Raw genomic sequence first — 17,576 nt, forward strand, 5'->3', positions numbered from 1 at the left:
ATGCGCTTTAGGCTTGGACCACAGAGACCGGCATTGCGAAGGTGAAACGCGTGGCGACATCATCGGAATGAACGGTGATCGTCCCCTTATGCGCCTTGGCAATTTCGGACGCGATGTAAAGCCCTAGTCCCAGACCTTGCATGCTGGGACGCACATCGCCGCGGCGGAACGGTTGGAATAGCTTTTCCAGCGTGTCCGGTGGGATGGGCGTGCCGGGGTTGCTGACGCACAGTTCCAGATGATCGCCATTCACGGAACCGGTGATGGTGACAGGGCCGTTCTCGATACCATGCGTCAAAGCATTGGACACGAGATTGGAGAACATTTGCGCAATGCGCAGTCGGTCTATCAACAGCGGTGCCGGGATGTTGAAATCGACATCGATGTGCCTTTCGGGATGCGCGACCCGGAGTTCGTCGATGATGTGGGACAGCGTCGTCGCGACATCATGCTCGGCAAGCTCCAGCGAAATACCGCCGCCTAGCCGTGCGCGCGCAAGGTCCATGACGTTATCGACCAGCCCGCCCATGCGGCCAATGCTCGATTTCATCAGCTTGAGAACCAGCGGACTGCGCTCCGTCCAGCCTTCCTTCAGCAGGCGCGATGTGCCCGCATCGACGGCGGCGATGGGGTTGCGCAGGTCGTGGCCGAGAACGGCAATGAACTGCTCGCGCAGTTCCGAAACCTGACGTTCACGCTCCAGCGATTTCTGCGCCGCCTTTAGCCTGTCATCCGCATCGAGGTGATGGCCGATCAATTCGGCAAAAAGCCTGAAGGCGCCCAGAACCTGCGGATTGTTGACCCGCGCCGGATTGGGGTCGATGGCACAGAGCGAACCGAAGAACTGACCATTCGACAGGATGATCGGCACAGATATATAGCTGCGCAGGCCATAAATGCGCGGCGTGTGATGATCCTTGTAGAGAGGATCAATGCTCGCATCATCGAATACGACTGCTTCCCGGTGATCACGGATTTCGTTACACAGCGTGCTTTCAATCGGCAACTCGTCGCCGGGTTTCAAGCCAAAACCGAGATGATCAAGCGACTGGCAGGTGATCCATCTTTCCTTCGTCACACGGGCAACGGCAGCAAAGCCCATACCCGTCATGCGAAGCACGACATCCAAAATGGTAGGAACAGCAGCAATACCACCAACGCGCTCGATGTCTTTCGAAAAATCGTCCTGGCTGTCGCTATAATCCGGTAATTGGCTACGCGCCTGCGCCAGATCATTGGACAGTGAATCGATGAGGTCGGCGGTTTCGAAGGCGGAGGCCGCCGCACTCGCCAAAGCTTCGAGCGTTTCGATTTCCCACTGCGTCGGCTCGTAGGCGTGAGACCAATATGCACCGATGGCTCCGACAGGATTTTCCATGCCGACGGGTGCCATTGCCAAAGCTTTGACAAAGGTGCCTGCATAAAGGTCATGCGGAATGCGCTCGTCCTTCACAATATCTGGAATGACGGCGGTCTTCTTGTTCACCATCGCCCAGCCGCTGATGCAAGCAACTGTTGGAAATCTCTGGCCTTTCCAGAGCGGGCCGATGGCGTCCTCTTCCACATAGTGGCAAAGGTCTCTATCGCGGCGGATAATGGCGATGCCTTGGCAGCCGATCAATGCACGTGCGGAAGACCTCACCGTCTCGATCACTTCGTCCCGCGTGCGGGCGCGCGAAATCCGAGCGGTTGCCTCAGTCAGACTGGCCAGCGACGTCACATTGATGGATGTAAAGTCCTGCAGCGCCATATCGGTCTTCTTTCCCGGTACTATGGCCGTGTTGCATATAGATCAGCACTTTCGCACATGTCCGCGACGAGAGCAAATACATTGCATTCCAAGCCAATAGAGCCTGCTCGTTCATGTCGGACTGACGTCTCGTTGAGGCGTCAGCCCGACTTTTCTCATGTCAAGTTGGGCGTCGTTTCCGTAACAGGCTTGTGCCGCCCACGGCTCCACAGCGATTTGATGAAATCAGACAGCCGTTCGATTTCCACAAACACGACAGGGGTCATGAAGAGCGTCAATATCTGGCTGACGATCAGCCCCCCGACCACCGCGACACCCAAAGGCTGGCGCAGCTCCGAGCTTGCGCCCGTACCAAGCGCAATCGGCAGCGCCCCGAAGAGAGCGCAGAAGGTGGTCATCATAATGGGTCGCAGGCGGCGCACGGCGGCTTCGTGAATGGCCTCAAGCGTCGGCATCTTCTGATCGCGTTGCAAGGTCAGCGCCACGTCGATCATCATGATCGCGTTTTTCTTGACGATACCAATCAGCATCAAAAGACCGATCAGGGCGATGATGGACAGGTCAAACCCGAAGAGCTTGAGCGTGAGCAGAGCGCCGAAGGCAGCCGATGGCAGGCCCGAGAGGATGGTGATCGGATGCAGGAAGCTTTCGTAGAACACGCCAAGCACGATATAGATGGTGAGAACCGCCGCCCCAATAAGAAGGCCGGTGCTATCGCTCGTCTGCTTGAATATCTGCGCGGCACCGGCAAGGTTTGTCGTGACGGTTGCCGGAAGATTGATCTGCTGCTTCAAGGCATCGATCTGCGCCGTGGCAGAACCCAGCGAGACACCCGCAGGCAGGTTGAACGAGAGAGTAACGGAGGTTAGCTGTCCCGTCTGGTTGACGGTGACCGGACCCGATACGCGCGACACAGTCGCAAAGCTCGACAACGGAACCAGTGTTCCGGACGAGGAGGCCACTCGGATTGCGCCCAGAGCCTGCTCCGTCCATTCGATGGACTGGTCATATTCCAGAATCACATCATAGCTGTTGCCGGTGGTCTGGATTTGCGTCGCGACATAGCTGCCGAAAGCGGCTTCCAGGGTCTTTCTGATCGATTCCGACGTCACGCCCAAGCTGTTTGCCCGGTCGTGATCGACCGCGACATGGGCTTGCAGGGCGTTATCCTGCAAATCCGAGGCGACATCCACGAAGTAGCTGTTGTCGGCACGCATGGCGTCGGCCAGCGTTTGCGACCATTGCCGCGCAGCTGGCGCATCGATGGATTGCAGCACGACCTGATACTGGCTTTGGGTGCTGCGACCGCCGAAACGAAGGCTCTGCTGTGGGGTGATGAAGGTTCGCAAGCCGGCAATCGTGGATAGCGAATGGCGCAACTCGTTGAGCGTGACGTCAAGCGCCGGGCGGTTTTCGGCGGGCTTCAGCTGCACCAGAAGCGTGCCCGAATTCAGCGCCGAGCCGCCGGGGCCGGAGCCAAGCGTGGAGGTGACATGGGCCACGGACTTATCTGCAGACAAAATCTCCGCTGCCTTGGACTGAAGAATGCTCATCGCCTTGTAGGAAATATCCTGCCGCGCCTGCGTGGAAACCGTCAGCAGGCCGATGTCTTCCGTGGGGAAAAAGCTGCGGGCGAGGCTTGAGAACATCCAGCCGGAACCGATCAGCGTCAGCACGAACATCAGCATTACCACCATGCGGTGCTCAAGGCACCAGCCGACAGACCAGCTGTAAGCATCCGTCGCGCGGTCGAACAACGTCTTTTTGGCGTGTTCCGGCTCTTTGTGATGCGGCAGACGCGCGGCCAGCATGGGCGTGACCGTCAGCGAAACGATGGCAGACGACATGATGGCCAGGGTGACGACGACACCGAATTCGTTCAGCACACGACCAACGATACCGCCCATCAACAGGATCGGCAAAAACACGGCGACGAGTGAAATCGACATGGAGATAATCGTGCCGGTGACTTCCTTGCTGCCTTCCACGGAAGCCTGAAATGGCGGCATCCCCTCTTCCACTTTGCGCACGATGTTTTCGAGCATCACGATAGCATCATCCACCACCAGACCGACGGAAAGCGTCAGCCCCAGCAGCGAGATGTTGTCGATGGAGAAACCCAGCGCATACATGGCACCCAGCGTTGCGACCAGCGACAGCGGAACGGCCAGACCCGGAATAAGTGTGGCCCAGACCTGACGCAGAAACAGGTAGATGACGAGTATGACAAGGCCGAGTGTGACCATCAGCGTCGTTTCGACATCGGCCACGGCGGCGCGGATTGAGACCGAAGCGTCGTTGACGACATTGATATGCATGTTGGCGGGCATGCTGGCCTGAAGCTCGGGAAGCTTGGCCTTGATTGCGTCCACCACCTGCACCGTATTGGCACCCGGCTGACGCTGTACGGAAAGCACAATTGCGGGCGTGCCATCCAGCCAGCTGCCCTGATTGAGCACTTCCACGCTGTCATTGACGGTCGCAACATCCTGCAGGCGAACGGCCCGCCCGTTTGGATTGGCGATGATCAACGTGCGAAAGGACGCGGCATCGGTACGCTGCGTAGACGCATCCAGTGTCAGCGCCTGCGACGAGTTCTGCAACGTGCCGATTGGCGACTGGTCGTTGGCGGCTGCCAGAGTGTTGGACAGCCCATCCAGCGACAGCCCACGATTGGCCAGTTTGGACGGATCGACTTCCACACGCACGGCGTAGGTTTTCGCACCGAAAATCTGTGCCTGCGCCACACCTGAGATGGTCGATAGTGCCGGGGAAATGATGTTTTCGGCCAGATCGTCCATTTTCGTCAGATCGGCACCGTCGCTCGTCAGCGCCAGAATGATCACTGCCGCATCGGCGGGGTTGGACTTGCGGTAGCTCGGGGTCGAGGTCATGTTGTCGGGCAATTGCCGCTGCGCGCGCGCAATAGCTGCCTGCACATCCGCCGCCGCCGCATCGATGTTGCGCGACAGGTTGAACTGGATGGTGATTTGCGTGTTGCCGAGAGAAGAGCTGGCAGTGATCGTATCGATACCGGCGATGGTTTCGAACTGCTTGATAAGCGGTGTGGCGACCGAGCTCGCCATCGTATCGGGTGCAGCCCCGGCAAGCTGGGCAGAGACGTTGATCGTGGGGAAGTCTGCTTGCGGCAGGGCCGCGACCGGCAGGTTCTTATAGGCGGCGGCACCGGCAAGTAGCACGCCGATGATGAGAAGTATGGTCGCTACCGGTCGGCGGATGAAAATCTCGGAGATATTCATAGGGAAACACCGTTTTGAGATATTTCCGCCTTGGTATCGGCAGGGTCTGCGGTCTGGTTGACCACCACATGGCTGCCATCGGTCAGGCTCGCCTGCCCTTCGGTCACGACCAACTCACCCTCTGTTATGCCTTGGGAAACACCCGCAAGATTACCATTGCTGAGCGCCAGGGTGACCTTTCTCTTCTCAACGGTCTTGTCCGGCTTCACGACGTAAGAGACATAGCCGCCCGCCTGTGGCTGAAGCGCAACCAGCGGCACCGTGACCAGATTGTCCATCTGCCCGGCATTGACGGTGACCTTCAGCGACTGGCCCGGCCAGAAGGTTTCGCTCTGATTGTCCAGCAGAACGCGCAGTTTGAAAGTGCCTGATGCGGCATCGACATTGTTATCGAGAAACACGACGCTTCCCGAGGCGGATGCATCCTTGCCCTGAGCCTGCGTTGGGTAGACATCCGCAGTCAGGCTTTTGCTGGCGAGGTTGGAACGGGCGAGATCAAGGTCCGGCTCCGGCAGCACGAATTCCGCATAGACGGGTTTCATCTGCGTCAGCAGCACGACGTCAGCACCGGGGGCGACATAGGCGCCTGCCGACAGAAGCACCGCACCCAGTTTGCCATCAAAAGGCGCACGGATCTGCGTTTGCGACAGCGTGACATTGTCTGCTGCCAGATTGGCCTGATCGACCGCAACCGTGGCCGCAGCCTGTTTTGCGGCGGCAGCGGCATCGCTGAATTGCTGTTGTGTATCGACGCCGGATTTGCTGAGCGATTCCACCCGCGCCAGCGTCGTATTGGCTGAATCCAGCGAAGCTTGGTCCTTGGCAAGCTGCGCCTCATCGCGCTGGATATTCGCCTTGATGGTGCGGTCATCCAGTTGAACCAGAAGATCACCGGCCTTGACCTCTGCGCCATCCTTGGCCAGCACATTGGCGACGATACCGGAAATTGGGCTGGTCAGCGCTGTCGATGCCACCGGGACGATGGTACCGATTGTCTGGCGAACCACCGGAATAGAGCCGGACTTTGCAACGGCCACTGTTACGGCAGATGTACGCGCGCCTGCCTGCGCTGCGCCGCCTCGCTTATCGCCATTTCTGGTCTGGCCATTGGCCGCAGAATGGGTGGCACCCGAGGTTGTCTGTGTCGGGTTCGCCCATGCCGGCAGATAGGCCTCAAACTCTCCGCGATAAACAAAGAGCAGGAGAGAAATGGCGGCGACCAGCAAAATTGTAACGATGTATTTCATGCAGAAGTCCTTTGAGGAACCAAATCCGATGGACAGAAGGCACGTATGACGACGAGATTACACCAAGCAAAACCTAATTTTCACTTGCCGATGCTTGCCGTTGATCGATGCGTATGCAGTTAACTTCGAATTGAATAATAAGCGCGGACGGTCTGGTGGGCTGCCGAGATGACCATGCCTCTTCAAGCTTTCACTATACAAAGAGGTCGGCAGACGGCGCAGCTGCCATTCTTCCTGGCGATCACTTAACGCGCCAACACAGGAAAACGAAAGATGATGGAAGATTAAATTACTGTAATATGTAAGCTATTTGGAAAGTAACGCTCTCGGATTAACTCACGCGAGGGACCGAGTTTTACCGCAGTTTGCTCTTCGCTGACTGAAAGAAAGCGGATTTTTATGTTTGCCAGGAACGACATAGCGCGCGGTCGGATCGGCTCGCAGTACCGCGAAAACTTCTTCGAAGCATGGGAGGCGGCGACCGGTACGCTACTCGATCAGCTTGAATTCCAGCATCACATTTCGTTGCAGGAAGGAGTAGTTATCGTCAGAGACGACGATCAGATGCGTCGAGCCGTCTGAAGCCTTAACGACATCGAGGCCTTCCATATTGTCGATCTGGTTGGAAAGATCGGCTTCGATGATGACGTCACCATCCACGATAGCGCCGGGCTTGATGGTTTCACCAACAATCCGGCGGATGCGCATGCCGACGCCCTCGGCCAGATTGAAGCGTCTCTCCAACAGCAGCAAATCACCATTGTCCAGAAATGCACCGTCCGTGACAGCGAAAGAGCCGCCCTTGATGACGGAGAAGAGCCCCTTGCGCTTTCCTTCCAGAGTAGCGGCGTAGAGATTGCCGTGGCCATCGACACTCGCCTCTGCCACCGTGACCATGGCACCCCTCAGCGGGCTGTTGGCGGGAGATAGAGCAAGGGTTTCCATCCCTGCATTGCGGCGGAATTCATGATCGGGAATGAGATGCGGCAGTTGCCCGACTGGCTTGGCCGTTGCGAGGTTGTCCGCATTGTAAATGTCGATGCGAGGTCTCTGTTCATAGCTGACAAAGGCCTGTTTGCCGCGTAGCGCCAGCCCTTCCGCATCCATATCGACCTTGCGCTTGGCCTCGCGTCCGTTCTCATCCAGCATGGGGTCGATGTGAACATTGGAAAGACCGGACAAGGCACCGGCCTGATTGCGCTCGATCTCCCCCTTCATCCAGTGTCCCGTGTCCAGCACGGCAAGAAAACTCCGGCCATCCGGCATGAAGCGGATGCTGGAGATGGCACCGAACAGCGGTTCAGGCGAATCCATGATCAGCCCACCGACGAATTCCAGTTTGCCGAAGCGCTTCTGATCAGACCCAACTTTGAATGCCGAGATCGGTCGCGCAGTGACCTGCACGTCAACTGTTGCTGCGGCCATGCCGGAAGGAAAAAGCGCCCCCACGAGGAGGGCCGCAATTGCGAAGAGTTGACCGCGGATAGGATTGCCAGACCGTATCGAACCACGGTCGCCGCGCGGCTTAGCCCGCACGGCGCATCCTGCCGGCACGACGGGGCGCAGTGCTGGTATCTTCAAACAGCGCAGCAAGCTGCTCGGTCATTGCTCCGGCCAGTTCGTCCGCATCCACGATGGTAACTGCGCGGCGGTAGTAGCGCGTCACATCATGGCCGATACCGATCGCCAGCAGCTCGACAGACGAACGTGTTTCGATCTGCTCGATAACCGCCCGCAAGTGCCGCTCCAGATAGTTACCGGGATTGACCGATAGCGTGGAGTCATCCACCGGTGCACCATCAGAGATCATCATCATGATCTTGCGCTGCTCAGGGCGATTGATCAGGCGGTTATGCGCCCACATTAGCGCTTCACCGTCGATGTTTTCCTTCAGCAGCCCTTCGCGCATCATCAGGCCGAGATTGCGGCGCGCGCGGCGCCATGGAGCATCCGCCGACTTGTAGATGATGTGGCGAAGATCGTTGAGACGACCGGGAGACGGTGGCTTGCCGCCCGCCAGCCATTGCTCACGCGACTGCCCGCCCTTCCAGGCCTTGGTCGTAAATCCAAGAATCTCGACCTTGACGCCCGACCGTTCCAGCGTGCGCGCGAGAATATCGGCGCAGGTGGCAGCAACAGTAATGGGACGGCCACGCATGGAACCGGAATTATCGATAACCAGCGACACGACCGTATCGCGGAACTTCGTGTCACGCTCTTTCTTGAAAGAGAGCGGCTGCATGGGGTCGATGATGAGGCGCACCAGACGTGCCGGATCGAGATAGCCCTCCTCCAGATCGAAATCCCAGGAGCGGTTCTGTTGCGCCATCAGGCGGCGTTGCAGACGGTTGGCCAAACGACCGACCGCACCCTGCAAATGCGCAAGCTGCTTGTCGAGGAAGGCGCGAAGGCGGTCGAGTTCGGCTTCGTCGCAAAGTTCTTCGGCCGAAATCTCCTCGTCGAATTCCTGCGTGAAGATGCGGTAATCAACCTTCTCGTTGAAATCGTTGAATGGGCTGTTAGGGCGGCGTGTCTCACCGGGTGTTTCGGAATCCTCATCGAGATCGTCGGACATTTCGTCCTCCGACATCTCGGCTCCGTCCATTTCGCCGTCTTCCATCTGCTCCTGAGAGGCTTCGCTCTCTTCGGCAGGGGCAGCATCGGAACCGGCGTCTTCTTCGACCTGTTCGTCCTGCGTCTCGTTGCTGGCGGGCTGGTCTTCGTCGGTTTCCGCTTCCTGGGTATCGGGCTCTTCCTCGTCGCCGAAATCCTCCGCCATCTGCATGGAGGTCAGCATTTTGCGGATGAGCTTGGAAAACGCCTTCTGATCTTCGACGACGGTCGAGATATCGCGAAGGTCGGCGGCAGCCTTGTCTTCGATGAAGGGGCGCCACAAATCCAGCACCTTGCCGGCACTTTCCGGGGGCTTTTCGCCCGTCAGACGCTCTCGCACCATCATGGCGACCGCTTCGGACAGCGGTGCGTCTTCCTGGGTATTGATGTTGACGAAATTGGCCTTGGCGTATTTCTCGGTGTTCATGGCGCGTATGTTGGAGGCCATGCCCGGCATGCGTCGCGCACCGATGGACTCGACACGCGCCTGCTCCACCGCATCGAAGATCAACCGGGCATCAGCACCCTGCGGGGCCATGCTGGCATGCACGTCGCTGTCATGGCAGGCAAGGCGCAAAGCCATGGAGTCGCCGAGACCACGGGTAACGGCGATTTCCTGAGCCGTCGGCTTCTTGGAAATTTCCGGCAGGCGCATACGCTCACCGGCAAGGCCCGGACGCTCATTGGCGAAGACGACTTCAACTTCAGCGTCGCCAGCAATCGAGCGCACACATCCGGTAATGGCCTGACGCAACGGTTCGGTGTCGATGACCATCCCCGATTTGGGTCTCACATTATCGCCGCGGCCTGCCATTGTCTTTCCTGTCGATTCTGGACGTTACCCGCCAGCCAGAGGCGGAAGGGTAACGTCTTCAACTCATCGGTGATGTTCTCCGGTCAAACCGGGGAAATCAGGCGCTCAGAACGATGTTCGCAGCGCTTTCCTTCAGTTCAACGCCGAATGCGCGCTGATACTGCTCAGCCACCAACGTCCGCTCCAGCTCGTCGCACTTGTTGAGGAAGGTCACGCGGAAGGCAAAGGCGATATCGCCGAAAATATCGGCATTTTCCGCCCAGGTGATGACCGTACGCGGGCTCATGACGGTGGAAAGATCACCATTGATGAACGCCGAACGGGTGAGGTCCGCCACGCGCACCATCTTGGAAGCGGTTTCGCGACCCTTGGCATTGTCGAGGCTTTTGACCTTGGCAACGACGATATTCACTTCCTGCTCATGCGGCAGATAGTTCAGCGTGGTCACGACAGACCAACGGTCCATCTGCGCCTGGTTGATCTGCTGCGTGCCGTGGTAAAGGCCGGTGGTGTCACCAAGGCCAACCGTGTTGGCGGTCGCGAAAATACGGAATGCGGGGTGAGGACGAATGACGCGGCTCTGATCGAGCAGGGTCAGGCGGCCGGAGGATTCCAGCACACGCTGGATAACGAACATCACGTCCGGGCGACCGGCATCGTATTCATCGAAGACCAGCGCGACATTGTGCTGGTATGCCCAAGGCAGAATGCCGTCCTTAAATTCAGTAACCTGCTTGCCGTCCTTCAGAACGATGGCGTCCTTGCCGACGAGGTCGATACGGCTGACATGGCTGTCGAGGTTGACGCGCACGCACGGCCAGTTCAGGCGGGCCGCGACCTGTTCGATATGGGTGGATTTACCCGTTCCGTGGAAACCCGACACCATGACGCGTCGATTGTGAGCAAAACCGGCAAGAATGGCGAGCGTCGTATCGCGGTCGAACAGGTAGTCGGGGTCTAGATCCGGCACATAGGCATCACCCTGCGTATAGGCAGGGACGCGCAGGTCCGTATCGATGCCGAAAACTTCGCGCACGGAAACAGTCGTATCCGGCAGGTTGGTAATATCCAGGTCAATTTTGCTCATAACGTCTCCAAGGCGGGTAGCAGCCACCCGGCCACATATCTTTCAGGCGATCACACAAAAGGGCTTAGCAGAAACCGGATTGCTTTAACAATTGGTAGGCTTGAATAACAGCACGAAAACGCTCTTCCGATCCGCGATCACCCCCATTAGCATCAGGATGATGCTTTTTGACAAGCTCCTTATAGCTTCGTTTTATATCTTCTTTCGCTGCATTGACGGAAAGACCAAGCGTATCGAAGGCTTTCTGTTCCAGCGTCTTCAACTTGCGGCTCTGCTGGTAACGCGGCCCGCCGCTGCGTCCCTGCCCTGCAAATCCGAAGGGATCGCGGATGCGCGCATTGGCCGCGCCGGAGCGAAGTGTTGAATGCAGCGGGCTGTCACTGGCGGTTTTGTTCACGCCCACAGTCCAGGTGGGGCGGTGGCCGGTGATGGCCTCTTTCTGATAGCGCGCGATCTCGCTGTCCGACAGGCCGGAGAAATAATTATAGCCCTTGTTGTAGTCCTTCACATGCTCGAAACAGAACATGAAGAATTGCCCCTCGGCATTGCGGCCGACGGGAGCGCGGTGAACGCCCGGCTTGTCGCAGCCATCCCACTGACAGGTCACGGTCTGAACCTCAGGTTCCCGGTCCCGTTTGCGGCGCGTGCGAATGCGGTCGAAATATTTCGAATCCAGTTTCATGGTAACCTGATTATGGTGCGCGAAAACGCGCACAACAAGAATTGACAAAGCGGAATGTTACAGGTTTCTAGAGAGCCCCTTTTCACAGACAAACATCGATTTGGAGACCGAACAAATGTCCCTGCGCGAGCACATAGAAAACAAGCTCAACGAGACGTTTTCGCCGGTCCGGCTGAATGTGATCGATGAAAGTCACATGCATGCAGGGCATCAGCCGGGCATAACCGGCACGGGCGAAACACATATGCGTGTTCAGATAGTGTCGGAGAGCTTCTCCGGCAAGTCACGGGTGGACCGCCACCGCGCCATCAATGCGCTGCTGAAACCGGAGCTGGATGCAGGGCTGCATGCACTTGCCATCGAGGTCGCGGCACCGGGTGAGCCCACCCGGTTCTGACGTCGTGCCGTTAGCCCGGATGCTTCTCGCTGAGGAAGGATTGCACTTCCGACGCTGCCACATCATCGGCCACGAATGACTGACCGATGCCGTGGGTCAGGATGAAGGTTAGCTTGCCGCCCTTGACCTTCTTGTCCTGCGCTATTGCAGTCATCAGCGTTTCCACTGGCGGCAGCTTACCCGGGATGTCTTTCATGGTGGTCGGCAGGCCAACGGCCTTCAGATGCGCCTCGACACGGGCGGCATCATCAGGGCTGGCAAGGTTGAGCCGCGCGGAGAACTGGTGCGCCAGCACCATTCCGATGGCCACACCTTCGCCATGCACCAGACGCCTGCTGTCATATTCCGTTGCTGCTTCCAGCGCGTGACCGAAGGTATGGCCGAGATTGAGAAGGGCGCGGACGCCATTTTCCTTCTCATCTGCCACGACAACATCCGACTTCGCCTGACAACTGATTGCAATGGCCTGAATGCGGGCCGGGCCGCCCTTGAGAACATCCCCCCAGTTCTTCTCCAGCCATTCGAAAAAGTCCGGCTTGTCGATGAGGCCGTATTTGACGACCTCCGCATAACCGGCGCGGAATTCGCGTGGGCTCAGCGTGTCGAGGACGGCGGTGTCGGCCAGTACGAGATCAGGCTGATGGAAAACGCCGAGAAGATTTTTGCCGTGGCGGGAGTTGATGCCTGTCTTGCCGCCAACGGAGGAATCCACCTGCGCCAGAAGCGAGGTCGGTATTTGCACGAAGCGCACGCCGCGACGCACGATGCCTGCAGCAAAGCCTGCCAGGTCGCCAATCACCCCGCCACCGAGCGCAATCACGGCATCGTTACGTTCAATGCGCGCTGCGAGTACGGTATCGCAAACCGTACCCAGATGCTCGAAGCTCTTGGTCTTTTCACCAGCAGGCAATGTTAGCGAAACGGCTTCGATGCCATCCGTCTGCAGACCATCCATCAAGGCTTCCAGATAGAGCGGCGCGACATGCTCATCGGTGATGATGGCGGCGCGCTTGCCCTTGAGGCGAGAGGAGATTTCCCCACCGGCACGCCCCACCAGACCCGGCCCGATCAGAATGTCATAGGCGCGTTCGCCGAGCGGGACATGCACGAGGCGTTCTTCGATGTGGGTGTCGTGAGCGGTCATGGATCAGGCCTTCTGTTCGGTGCCGGCGATGGCTTCCAGCACTTCATTCACGATGATCTCCTTGCGGACATCGCGCGATTCGATCGTTATGTCGGCTTCCTCGTAAATCGGGTAACGCCGTTCCATCAGCGCCATCAGCGTGGCCTTGGGGTTTTCCGTCTTGAGAAGTGGCCGGTTGTCGCGCTTATTGACCCGCTCCCACAACACGTCAAGGTCAGCCTTCAGCCACATGGAGATGCTGCCGCGCTTGATATGCCTGCGGGTGCTCTCATTGACGAAGGCTCCGCCACCGGTGGAGACGACCTTCGGCCCGCCACGCAACAGGCGCTTGATCACCCGCATTTCCAGCGCACGAAACTCATCTTCTCCATAGGACGCGAAAAGCTCTGAAATCGTCATGCGCGACACGCGCTCGATTTCGACATCCGTATCGATGAAAGGAACTCGGAGTTGCTGTGCAACCATCCTGCCAATTGCGGACTTGCCCGCACCCATCAATCCCACGAAAACGAGGTTTCGTCTTCCGAGCTTAGCCCGTGCCCGTTCGCCGATACTTTTCTCACCCATACCGGGGTGAACCGCTGTGTTGGTTTCGCTCATGAATGATGGCCCGTTTGGCATCGGTATCTGCAAATGTTTACCAAGCGTCAAGCCTAATTGCGCCTTATAGAAAGAGAATCAGCTGGAAGACGCGCCTCTCGGCAGGGCATCGGCCTTGTCCTTGCTTCAGGCGCATCTCATATTATGCCCAAGACGTGCACCGGAGTGTCCATGCCTACCCTTTTCCGTTTCATCTTCGTGCTGGCTGCCATTGCGGGCATCATCTATGGCAGCATGGTTTCGCTCGTCATGCTGGTCCAGCCACGCGAACGTGAAGTGACGGTGCGCATTCCCTCCGAACGCTTGAACCCGCCCACCCCCTGACCCTAGAAAAAGAAGACATCCATGGCCGGTCAGGATGCCGCAAGGCTCGACAGTTTTCTGGAGATGATGAGCGCCGAGCGTGGGGCTGCGGCCAACACGCTATCGTCCTACGACCGCGACCTGAACGACCTCAGAGATTTTCTGCAACAGCGCAAGGTGCCGATGTCTGACGCGGCGACCAGCGATCTCTCGGCCTATCTCGAACATCTTTCGGCACAGGGATTTGCCGCATCCTCACAAGCGCGCCGATTGTCCTCCATGCGGCAGTTCTACAAGTTTCTCTATTCGGAAGGTCTGCGTGGCGATGATCCGACGGGCATATTGGATGCGCCCAGGAAAGGTCGCTCCCTTCCCAAAACCATGAGCGTTGCGGATGTCACAACCCTTCTGGCTCAGGCATCCACCGAGGCCAGCAAGGAAGGGCCCGGTCAGGTCTCGCGGATCCGCATGCATCTTCTGCTGGAGCTTCTTTATGCCACCGGCATGCGTGTCAGCGAACTCGTGTCGCTGTCTGCAAAGGTTTTGCGGCATGAAGGGCGTTTCCTGATGATCCGCGGCAAGGGCAACAAGGACCGCATGGTACTGCTCTCCCGCGCTGCCATGGAAGCCATGGACACCTATGACCGGGCGCGCAAAGCACTTATCCCCAAAAAAGAGGGCGTGCCGGAAAGCCCGTGGCTGTTTCCTTCCAACGGCAAGGAAGGACATCTGCCGCGACAGGTTTTTGCGCGCGACCTGAAAGACATCGCCATCCGGGCGGGTCTCTCGCCTTCGGCAATTTCACCGCATGTCATGCGCCACGCCTTTGCCAGCCACCTTCTTCAGAACGGTGCGGACCTGCGCGCGGTACAGGAACTGCTGGGCCATTCGGACATTTCCACGACACAAATCTATACACATGTGCTGGAAGAACGGCTTCAAGAGCTGGTACAAACGCACCACCCTCTTGCCAAACAGGCTAAAAACCTTGAATAGAGCGACCGGAACCGCCGGGACCACCCGGTCAAACCTTGCGCAAAACGATCGGAAACGGATCTCATGCACAGCTACCTCGACTTCGAAAAACCTATCTCGGACCTGGAAGGCAAGATTCTTGAGCTGAAAAAGCTCGCTGCCGAAGACGAGAGCATAGATACATCGGAGGAGATTTCGCGTCTTGAATCCCGCGTCAACGACGCGATGCAGGACATTTACTCCAAGCTGAATGCCTGGCAGAAAACGCAGGTCGCGCGCCACCCGCAGCGTCCGCATTTCGTGGATTATGCCAAAGCCCTGTTTACGGATTTCACGCCGCTTGCAGGCGATCGCAAGTTTGCCGAAGACGCCGCAATCCAGGCAGGCCTTGGCCGCTTCAACGGACAGCCGGTTGCCATTATCGGCCAGGAAAAGGGCAGCGACACCAAATCGCGCCTGAAGCACAATTTCGGTAGCCCGCGCCCCGAAGGATATCGCAAGGCGATCCGCGTGCTGGAACTAGCCGACCGCTTCTCTCTGCCGGTCGTTACGTTGATCGATACGGCAGGTGCCTATCCGGGTGTTGGCGCGGAAGAGCGCGGACAGGCGGAAGCCATCGCCCGCTCGACAGAAATGTGCCTCAACGCGAAAGTTCCGATTGTTTCTGTGGTCATCGGTGAAGGTGGATCTGGCGGCGCAATCGCCATCGCCACCGGCAACCGTGTCTATATGCTCGAACATGCCATCTATTCGGTCATTTCACCGGAAGGTGCCGCTTCCATTCTCTGGCGCGATTCCACTCGCGCGAAGGAAGCTGCAACAAACATGCGCATCACTTCGGACGATCTGAAGGCGCTGGGCGTGATCGATGCGATCATTCCAGAGCCCATGGGCGGCGCCCATCGTGATCCAGCGAAAGTGATCGAGGCAACCGGCAAGACAATCGAAGCCGCACTGAAGGAACTCCTGCCTCAGTCCGGCACCCAGTTGCGTGCAGAACGCCGCCAGAAGTTCCTGGATATTGGCCGCAGCCTGTAATCCAACTCTATCGATGAAAAACAAGCCCACTGCGTGACAACGCCGGTGGGCTTTTTGTTTGCGTATAGGCTGTTGACACCCGAAAACAAAAAGGGCGGCTGCAATGCGCAGCCGCCCGATTATTCAAGACGAAAGACCTGACCGGCCTTACTTCTTCAGTGCTTCCAAATCGATGTCGAGCTTGAAGTCCGGGCCAAGACCGAACTCTGTGAGTTTGCTGATGCCGAAATCGACGCCGTTGAAGCCACCCGTTGCGGAGAAGCCGGTCTTGATCTTCGTCGCATCCCATGGAAGCGGCGATTCATTGTTCCATGTCACGTCGAGCGTAACGGGCTTGGTGGTGCCAGCCAAAGTAAGGTCACCGGTGACCTTCGCAGTCTTGTCGCCGGTCTTTTCGATGGCGGTGCTGGTGAAGGTGATTTCCGGGAATTCCTCGACATTCAGGAAGTCCGGGCTCTTGAGATGCGTATCGCGCTTCTCATTGTTGGTGTCGATGCTGGCTGCATCGATCTTCAGTTCGATGGAGCTTTTCGTCACATCTTCCTTGTCGAAGGAGATGGTGCCGGAAACCGTCTTGAAGTTGCCATGGGCATTCGACCAGCCTGCATGGTTGGTCTTGAAGTTGACCCATGCGTGGGTCGGGTCGATTTCATAAGCATCGGCAGCGAGAGCTGTGCCGGCGAGAAGGCCGAAAAGGGCGGCGGTCGTTGCAAGAAGCTTCATATATGTCTCCATTTGGGAAGATATCCGACGACATGTCGGACGGTTATCAGCCGGAAAATTGAACTCCGGCGATGAGGATGCCCGCAATCGCGGGAACGGCGGCCAGCAGGCCGAACAGAATGGGGCGCAAGCCTGCGGGAACGTTGGGCAGACGGCTGATATGGGCGGATAGGGGCAACAAGCCGAGCGTCAGTCCTGTTGCGACGAGAGCAGCAGATGACGCGACTGGCGCGAGCATCGCGGTCGTGAGCAGGCCCATATAGGCAACCCATGCAAAGGCAAATCCACTGACATGACCCAGCGCAAAAGCTGTGCGGTCTCCGCGCAGGTAGGCGATGTAGGTCACCAACAGATAACCGCCGGACAGTGCCGTCAGCGCGCCGTTGAACATCGCCATGCCCATGTAGCCGCCAAGAATGGCGACGAGGGAAGTGGCGAGCGACGTCGCAAAGACGGCTTGCGGCAAGACCGGGTTCTGCACGCCAGTCTCGGCCTTGCGTTTCGATGCGAACCAGATAACCCCGGCAACTGCAATGGCAACAAGCGCCAGCGTTACGATCAGTTTCTGCTGGTTGCTTGCGAGAATGTTTTTGCCGATCCACCAGACAGGCAGACCAAGAGCAATCAAGGTTGCGACACCTGAGATAACAGCGGACTGGACGCGCAAGCGCCAAGAAGCGACAGCCAGAACCAAGCCGCCGATTACCAGGACATGCGGCAGCTTGTGGAGGGCACGCACCGGCGGGAAGGCCGGAAACCCTTCAAGAATAATGAACACCGCTGCTGCGCAGACGGGAACGAGCAGTGCGAGAATGACCCCGCGAGCGCCCGGCAACTGTCGGGCCAAAAAGGCAATTGCAACACCAAATACCAAGGGAATGGCAATGATTGTCAGAAGCATGGTTTGCAGCATTTTTGTCGCTATACCTTTGAAATCTAAATT

15 protein-coding genes are annotated in these 17,576 nt (G+C 58.0%); 4 read left to right on the forward strand and 11 right to left on the reverse strand.

The genetic code is table 11. The features are described 5' to 3' along the window. Window positions 1-7: 7 nt before the first annotated feature. From AC27VJ_RS07440 to AC27VJ_RS07470, 7 genes are all read right to left on the reverse strand, one after another. Window positions 8-1,750, reverse strand: a complete 1,743-nt coding sequence (locus AC27VJ_RS07440) for a sensor histidine kinase (protein WP_488683467.1) — start codon at window positions 1,748-1,750, stop codon at window positions 8-10. 155 nt (window positions 1,751-1,905) lie between these two features. Further along, window positions 1,906-5,010, reverse strand: a complete 3,105-nt coding sequence (locus tag AC27VJ_RS07445) for an efflux RND transporter permease subunit (protein WP_488683468.1) — start codon at window positions 5,008-5,010, stop codon at window positions 1,906-1,908. Further along, window positions 5,007-6,257, reverse strand: a complete 1,251-nt coding sequence (locus AC27VJ_RS07450; RefSeq protein ID WP_488683469.1) for an efflux RND transporter periplasmic adaptor subunit — start codon at window positions 6,255-6,257, stop codon at window positions 5,007-5,009. The genes AC27VJ_RS07445 and AC27VJ_RS07450 overlap by 4 nt, the downstream gene beginning before the upstream one ends. Window positions 6,258-6,746: 489 nt before the next feature. Beyond that, window positions 6,747-7,682, reverse strand: a complete 936-nt coding sequence (locus AC27VJ_RS07455; protein ID WP_488683797.1) for an esterase-like activity of phytase family protein — start codon at window positions 7,680-7,682, stop codon at window positions 6,747-6,749. A gap of 100 nt (window positions 7,683-7,782) precedes the next feature. After that, window positions 7,783-9,684, reverse strand: coding sequence for a cobaltochelatase subunit CobT (gene cobT / locus AC27VJ_RS07460; RefSeq protein ID WP_488683470.1), 1,902 nt, complete (start codon window positions 9,682-9,684; stop codon window positions 7,783-7,785). Window positions 9,685-9,781: 97 nt separating this feature from the next. Then, window positions 9,782-10,771: a cobaltochelatase subunit CobS gene (gene cobS, locus AC27VJ_RS07465; RefSeq protein ID WP_113086479.1), complete on the reverse strand. Its 990-nt coding sequence runs from the start codon at window positions 10,769-10,771 to the stop codon at window positions 9,782-9,784. Window positions 10,772-10,835: 64 nt separating this feature from the next. Beyond that, window positions 10,836-11,453, reverse strand: a complete 618-nt coding sequence (locus AC27VJ_RS07470) for a J domain-containing protein (RefSeq protein WP_113086806.1) — start codon at window positions 11,451-11,453, stop codon at window positions 10,836-10,838. A 115-nt stretch (window positions 11,454-11,568) separates the two neighbouring features. Between AC27VJ_RS07470 and AC27VJ_RS07475 the strand changes: the two genes are divergently transcribed. After that, on the forward strand, window positions 11,569-11,850 hold the full coding sequence (locus AC27VJ_RS07475) for a BolA family protein (protein WP_488683471.1): 282 nt from the start codon (window positions 11,569-11,571) through the stop codon (window positions 11,848-11,850). Between the two features lie 10 nt (window positions 11,851-11,860). Here the strand turns inward: AC27VJ_RS07475 and aroB are convergent, their stop codons facing one another. Then, window positions 11,861-12,994, reverse strand: a complete 1,134-nt coding sequence (gene aroB, locus AC27VJ_RS07480; RefSeq protein WP_488683472.1) for a 3-dehydroquinate synthase — start codon at window positions 12,992-12,994, stop codon at window positions 11,861-11,863. A 3-nt stretch (window positions 12,995-12,997) separates the two neighbouring features. Further along, the gene (locus AC27VJ_RS07485; protein WP_113086482.1) at window positions 12,998-13,594 is read right to left on the reverse strand and encodes a shikimate kinase; all 597 of its coding nucleotides are present in this window, start codon (window positions 13,592-13,594) and stop codon (window positions 12,998-13,000) included. A 171-nt stretch (window positions 13,595-13,765) separates the two neighbouring features. On the opposite strand from AC27VJ_RS07485, the gene AC27VJ_RS07490 reads away from it, so the two are divergent. The 3 genes from AC27VJ_RS07490 to AC27VJ_RS07500 all read left to right on the forward strand — a co-directional run bounded on the left by AC27VJ_RS07490 (window position 13,766) and on the right by AC27VJ_RS07500 (window position 15,910). Further along, on the forward strand, window positions 13,766-13,918 hold the full coding sequence (locus AC27VJ_RS07490; RefSeq protein WP_113086483.1) for a hypothetical protein: 153 nt from the start codon (window positions 13,766-13,768) through the stop codon (window positions 13,916-13,918). 21 nt (window positions 13,919-13,939) lie between these two features. Continuing rightward, complete coding sequence (gene xerD / locus AC27VJ_RS07495) at window positions 13,940-14,893, forward strand: site-specific tyrosine recombinase XerD (protein ID WP_488683473.1); 954 nt, start codon at window positions 13,940-13,942, stop codon at window positions 14,891-14,893. 63 nt (window positions 14,894-14,956) lie between these two features. Continuing rightward, window positions 14,957-15,910, forward strand: coding sequence for an acetyl-CoA carboxylase carboxyltransferase subunit alpha (locus tag AC27VJ_RS07500; RefSeq protein ID WP_488683475.1), 954 nt, complete (start codon window positions 14,957-14,959; stop codon window positions 15,908-15,910). Window positions 15,911-16,057: 147 nt separating this feature from the next. On the opposite strand, the gene AC27VJ_RS07505 is transcribed toward AC27VJ_RS07500, so the two are convergent. Next, window positions 16,058-16,633: a YceI family protein gene (locus AC27VJ_RS07505; RefSeq protein WP_488683476.1), complete on the reverse strand. Its 576-nt coding sequence runs from the start codon at window positions 16,631-16,633 to the stop codon at window positions 16,058-16,060. Window positions 16,634-16,679: 46 nt separating this feature from the next. After that, window positions 16,680-17,546 (reverse strand): hypothetical protein, encoded by an 867-nt coding sequence (locus tag AC27VJ_RS07510; RefSeq protein ID WP_488683477.1) that lies wholly within the window; start codon window positions 17,544-17,546, stop codon window positions 16,680-16,682. Between the last annotated feature and the right edge of the window lie 30 nt (window positions 17,547-17,576).

This window comes from Agrobacterium sp. 20P9.1.2, from assembly GCF_057799395.1.